The sequence below is a fragment of the Pseudomonas sp. CM27 genome (assembly GCF_013179515.1).
In the GTDB taxonomy this organism is placed as follows: Bacteria; Pseudomonadota; Gammaproteobacteria; order Pseudomonadales; family Pseudomonadaceae; genus Aquipseudomonas.
This window is the reverse complement of sequence record NZ_JABMCN010000063.1, coordinates 1-5,384: the sequence shown is the minus strand read 5'-3', so window position 1 is coordinate 5,384 and position 5,384 is coordinate 1. Positions and strand designations below refer to the sequence as shown.

Here is a 5,384-nt window from a genome sequence, read left to right as displayed (position 1 = left end):
TGGCCATCCGGATAGCCACCGGCGACCAGGGCGCGGCGCGCGGCGTTGGCGCGGTTGGCCGACAGCTCCCAGTTGCCGAATTCGCCAGCGCCGGCATACGGTTTGGCATCGGTGTGGCCGCTGACGCTGATCTTGTTCGGCACTGCCTTGATCGTGTCGGCCATCGCCAGCAGGATGTCTTCGAAGTACGGCTGCAGGCGCGCGCTGCCGATGTCGAACATCGGCCGGTTCTCGGCGTCCATGATCTGGATGCGCAAGCCGTCCTGGGTAATCTCGAACAGGATCTGGTCCTTGAACTTCTGCAGCTGCGGGTTCTCTTCCACCTTGTTCTGCAGTTCCTGCAGCAGCAGCTCCAGGCGCTCACGCTCGACCTGCTCGGCCATGGTCTCGACCTGGTCTTTGTTCAACTGAGTGGGGGACTGCTGCGTCGGCTCGGCCTTCACTTCCGGATTGATGGTTTTCTCCGGCGCCATCTCAGGTGAACCACCCAGGTCGATGACATAAGGCGTGCCGCTCTCGGAGAAACCGATCGGGTCCTGGAAGTAGCCGGCAATGGCGATCTTCTGCTCAGGCGTGGCCGTGGACAACAGCCACAGCACCAGGAAGAACGCCATCATCGCCGTGGCGAAGTCGGCAAAGGCGATTTTCCAGGCGCCACCATGGTGGCCGCCGCCATAGCGCTTGACACGCTTGACGATGATGGGCTGATTGTTCTCCATGACTCAGCGACCGCGAACCGCTTGTTCCAGCTCGGCGAAGCTTGGGCGGTGCTTGGGGTACAGCACCTTGCGCCCGAATTCGACCGCCAGCGAAGGCGGCATGCCCGAGGCCGAGGCCACCAGCGAGGCCTTGATCGATTCGTAGAGGTTCAACTCTTCCTTGGCGTCGTGCTCCAGGCACTTGGCCAGCGGGCCGAAGAAGCCGTAGGCAGCCAGAATACCGAAGAAGGTACCCACCAGCGCTGCACCCACGTGCATGCCGATGGCCGCCTGGTCACCATCGCCCAGCGAGGCCATGGTCACCACGATACCCAGTACCGCCGCAACGATACCGAAGCCCGGCATGCCGTCGGCGATGCCGGTCACGGCATGCGACGGGTGCTCGAGCTCTTCCTTCATGCTCAGCAGTTCCATGTCGAACAGGCCCTCGAGTTCGTGCGGGGCCATGTTGCCGGTGGACATGATGCGCAGGTAGTCGCAGACGAATGCGGTCATGCGCTCGTCGGCCAGCACCGTCGGGTACTTGGCGAAGATCGGGCTGGCGGCGGCGTCCTCGATGTCGGCCTCGATGGCCATCATGCCTTCGCGACGGCTCTTGTTGAGAATCTCGTAGACCAGCCCCAGCACTTCCAGGTAGTAGGCGTGGCTGAAGCGCGAGCCGAACATCTTCATCGACTTCTTGATGACGTGCATTGTCATGTAGCCGGGGTTGGCCTGGAGGAATGCACCGAAGGCCGCACCGCCGATGATCAGTACTTCGAACGGCTGGATCAGCGCTGCGATCTTGCCGTGGGAGAGCACGTACCCGCCGAGCACGCTCGCGAATACGACGATGATGCCGATAATTTTAGCCATAGGTTCAAAGCACTTGCTGTCGTGGTCAGGGTGAGAGACGGGAGCTTTAAAACTCTTCTTCTACTTATCGGCAGAACTGCGCCAGACTATAGCCACTCAAAGCGAAAAGCCAGTTCGGACTGATGTCAAAATGCCAATTGAAACCAAGGTGCCCGCTCAGGCTCCACGTACGCTAGAGGCCTGGGTAAAGCTGCTGGAGAGTGTTCGCATCCCCGTGCCGAAGCACAGCTACGACCGGGTCATGGCCGCCATCAATGATAGCCGCCGCTCGCTGCGCGATATCGCCGAACTGATGCAGGATAGCCCGGCGCTGGTGCTGTCGGTGATGCGCGAAGCCAATCACCCCACCAATGCCAGCCAGGCCGAGCCCGCCGAAAGCCTGGAGGTCGCCCTCAACCGCCTGGGCCTGGAGCGCAGTGCACAGCTGCTCAAGCGCCTGCCTGCGGTGCCGGTCGAAGATATCCCGCCGGTGCTCAGCCAGTTTCAGCTGATCAGCCAGCATGCCTCGCAACAGGCCAGCGGCCTGTTCGCCAGCCGTCTGGCGCGGCTGTGGCAAGAAATTCACTGGGGCAGCCTGCTGTTCCTGTCGCCACTGTGGCCGCTGGCGCTGGCCTACCCCAAGCTGCTCGACACCTGGGAACTGCGGGTTATCCACAAGGGTGAGGACGCCGCTCTGGTAGAGGACGAGCTATTTGGCGTGCGCATCATGGCGCTGTGTCAGACCATGGCGGAATACTGGCGGCTGCCACAGTGGGTGACCCAGGGTTATCGTCTGCTGCTGGAAGAGCGCGAACAACTCGCTCAGGTACTGAGCATCGCCCGCGACGAGGACTTGCTCAGCCAGCAACACCGCCTGGATGCAGAACCCGGCCTGCGCCGCTGGTTCAACCAGCCGGCCAACACTGTGTTGCTGGCCAACAATCTGGCCCTGGCAGCGCAGGTGGGCTGGGACAACCCGCACCTGCTGCGCTGGCAACTGCTGACCGCGCTGTACCTGCAGACTTCATTGGCAGACGTGCAGCAGCAGATGCACCAGCAGGCTGCCGCCAGCGCCCGTCGCCACGCCCGCCATGCCCTGTTCCACCCGGCCGAAGCGCTGATCTGGCCATGGCACCAACGCCGCCCGCACCCTGACATGCTGGCCCCGCCACCACCGAGCAGCGACGACCTGGCGCGCTGGCGCACGCTGTGCCAGGACCTGCTGGCCCAGCCCAGCCCGTTCACCAACACCGTGCACCTGGCGACGCAGGCTCGCGAGGCCCTGCTGGCCTGCGGCATGCAGCGCATCATGCTGTTGAGCCTGGACAAGGCCAGCGACTACCTGCGCGTGCAGCAGATCGCCGGCCTGGCAAAGGAAGCAAGCGCTCTGGCCCTGCAAGTGTCGCAGAACAAACTGCTGCAGAAGCTGCTGTCCCAGGCCGGGCAGCTGCGCATCACCCCGGAAAACCACAGCCAGTTCTCCGCCCTGCTGCCCGCGCCGCTGCGTGCCTTGTTCCGCAGCGAGCATGTGCTGCTACGCTCGTTGGCGGTGAACGATCAGGTGCTGATGCTGCTGGTGGCCGACCAGGGCTGCCGGCCGCTGGCCGATATCAGCGTGCAAGCCTTCGGCAAAACCGCGCAATGCATCGAGCGAGCCTTGTCGGTGTTTGCCAACCGCAAGGGCTGAGCCTTGCGCTACAATCGCCCCTCTTTCCACACTGGAGACCGTGGATGACTGACTTTACCGGCCTGCCCCTGGTGATCGAAGCCACGGACCTGCTGCCCCGCCTGGATTCGCCGCAGCTGATCCTGATCGACCTCAGCAGTGCCAACCGCTATGTCAGCGGGCATATCCCCGGCGCTCGCTTTGTCGAAGGCAAGCGTACCCAGCTTGGCCAGCCCCCCGCGCCCGGCCTGCTGCCACCCTTGGGCGACCTGGAAAAACTGTTCAGCGAGCTCGGCCACCGCGATGATGCCGTGTACGTGGTGTATGACGATGAGGGCGGCGGCTGGGCCGGGCGCTTCATCTGGCTGCTCGACGTGATCGGCCACAAGGGCTACCACTACCTCAATGGCGGTATCCAGGCCTGGCCGGCAGACAGGCTGTCCACCGAGGTACCTGCCAGTGGCACCGCCCCGGTACGCCTGCACATCGACAGCGTCCCAACTGCAACCCGCGAGTACCTGCAAAGCCGCCTGGGCTCCGATGACCTGGTGGTCTGGGACGCCCGCGCACCGCAGGAATTCAACGGCGAGAAGGTGCTGGCCGCCAAGGCTGGCCACATCCCCGGCGCAATCAACTTCGAGTGGACCGCCGGCATGGACCTCAACGACCACCTGCGCATCCGCCCAGACATCAAACAAGTTCTCGAGCAACTGGGCATCACCCCCGACAAGGAAGTGATCACCCACTGCCAGACCCACCGCCGCTCCGGTTTCACTTACCTGGTGGCCAAATCCCTCGGCTATCCACGCGTCAAGGCCTATGCCGGCTCGTGGAGCGAATGGGGCAACCACCCGGACACGCCTGTAGAAGTCTAAGGAACCTGCATGAAATCCCGTTTGTTCATCATCAGCCAGTACCTGCTGCCGCACCACCTGCTGTCGCGGCTGGCCGGCTGCATCGCCGAGTGCCGCGTGCGCTGGTTCAAGAACGCCTTTACCGCCTGGTTCGCCAAGCGCTACCAGGTGAACATGGCCGAAGCCATGGTCGAGGACCTCAGTGCCTACGAGCACTTCAATGCCTTCTTCACCCGCGCCCTGAAACCCGGCGCCCGCCCGCTGGACGAGACCCCGGGCGCCATCCTCTGCCCGGCCGACGGCGCCGTCAGCCAGCTCGGCCCGATCGAGCATGGCCGCATCTTCCAGGCCAAGGGCCACGGCTTCAGCGCCCAGGAGCTGCTGGGTGGTGACCCGGCCATGGCCGCGCCGTTCATGGGCGGCGAGTTCGCCACCATCTACCTGTCGCCCAAGGACTATCACCGCGTGCACATGCCGCTGGCCGGTACCTTGCGCGAAATGGTCTATGTGCCGGGCCGGCTGTTCTCGGTCAACCAGACGACTGCAGAGAACGTCCCCGAGCTGTTCGCCCGCAACGAGCGTGTGGTCTGCCTGTTCGATACCGAACGCGGGCCGATGGCGGTGGTACTGGTTGGCGCCATGATCGTCGCTTCGATCGAAACCGTGTGGGCCGGGCTGGTGACGCCGCCCAAGCGTGAGCTGAAGACCTTCCGTTATGACGAGGGCAGCCGTGCGCCGATTCACTTGGAAAAAGGTGCCGAGCTGGGGCGCTTCAAGCTGGGTTCGACCGCCATCGTGCTGTTCGGGCCAGAGCAGGTGAAGTGGGCTGAGAGTCTGGGTGCCGGGTCGGCGGTACGCATGGGGCAGCAGCTGGCGGTGCCTGTGCAGGCTTGATTCAAGCCATATGAAAAAGGCCCTGCACATGCAGGGCCTTTTTTCAGGGCTGCAAAGCAGCCCTGAATTTCCAGATCAGCCGCGTGCGTCGCGGTCGCGCAGGCCCAGCAGGTACAACACGCCATCCAGCCCCAGGGTGGAAATCGCCTGCTTGGCCGACTGGCGTACCAGCGGCTTGGCGCGGAACGCTACGCCCAGGCCGGCCAGCGACAGCATCGGCAGGTCGTTGGCGCCATCGCCCACGGCAATGGTCTGCTCCAGCTGCAGGCCTTCGTCGCTGGCCAGTTTCTGCAGCAGCTCAGCCTTGCGCTGGGCGTCGACGATCGGCTCTACAGCCACACCGGTCACCTTGCCATCTACCACTTCCAGCTCATTGGCAAACACATAGTCGATGCCAAGGCGTGCCTGCACCTGGCG

Annotated in this window: 6 protein-coding genes; 3 read left to right on the top strand and 3 right to left on the bottom strand. The window is 63.9% G+C overall.

The window, feature by feature from the left end:
- Together motB and motA are read right to left on the bottom strand one after the other, a co-directional pair.
- Positions 1-719, bottom strand: a 719-nt coding sequence (gene motB, locus HP547_RS10375) for a flagellar motor protein MotB (protein ID WP_172286238.1), incomplete at its 3' end; no start/stop codon positions are given.
- A 3-nt stretch (positions 720-722) separates the two neighbouring features.
- Positions 723-1,574, bottom strand: a complete 852-nt coding sequence (gene motA / locus HP547_RS10370; RefSeq protein WP_172286237.1) for a flagellar motor stator protein MotA — start codon at positions 1,572-1,574, stop codon at positions 723-725.
- A gap of 130 nt (positions 1,575-1,704) precedes the next feature.
- Here motA and HP547_RS10365 point away from each other — a divergent pair, with 130 nt between their 5' ends.
- Genes HP547_RS10365 through asd form a run of 3 tightly spaced genes read left to right on the top strand, consistent with a single transcriptional unit; the run spans position 1,705 to position 4,967 of the window.
- Positions 1,705-3,240: an HDOD domain-containing protein gene (locus HP547_RS10365; protein WP_172231174.1), complete on the top strand. Its 1,536-nt coding sequence runs from the start codon at positions 1,705-1,707 to the stop codon at positions 3,238-3,240.
- A gap of 44 nt (positions 3,241-3,284) precedes the next feature.
- Positions 3,285-4,094 carry a rhodanese-like domain-containing protein gene (locus HP547_RS29640; RefSeq protein ID WP_256676308.1) on the top strand — a complete coding sequence of 270 codons (810 nt, stop codon included), beginning with the start codon at positions 3,285-3,287 and terminating at the stop codon, positions 4,092-4,094.
- A gap of 9 nt (positions 4,095-4,103) precedes the next feature.
- Positions 4,104-4,967: an archaetidylserine decarboxylase gene (asd, locus tag HP547_RS29635; protein ID WP_256676307.1), complete on the top strand. Its 864-nt coding sequence runs from the start codon at positions 4,104-4,106 to the stop codon at positions 4,965-4,967.
- Between the two features lie 75 nt (positions 4,968-5,042).
- On the opposite strand, the gene HP547_RS10355 is transcribed toward asd, so the two are convergent.
- The coding region (locus HP547_RS10355; protein ID WP_172286236.1) for an HAD-IB family phosphatase at positions 5,043-5,384 on the bottom strand (342 nt) is incomplete at its 5' end.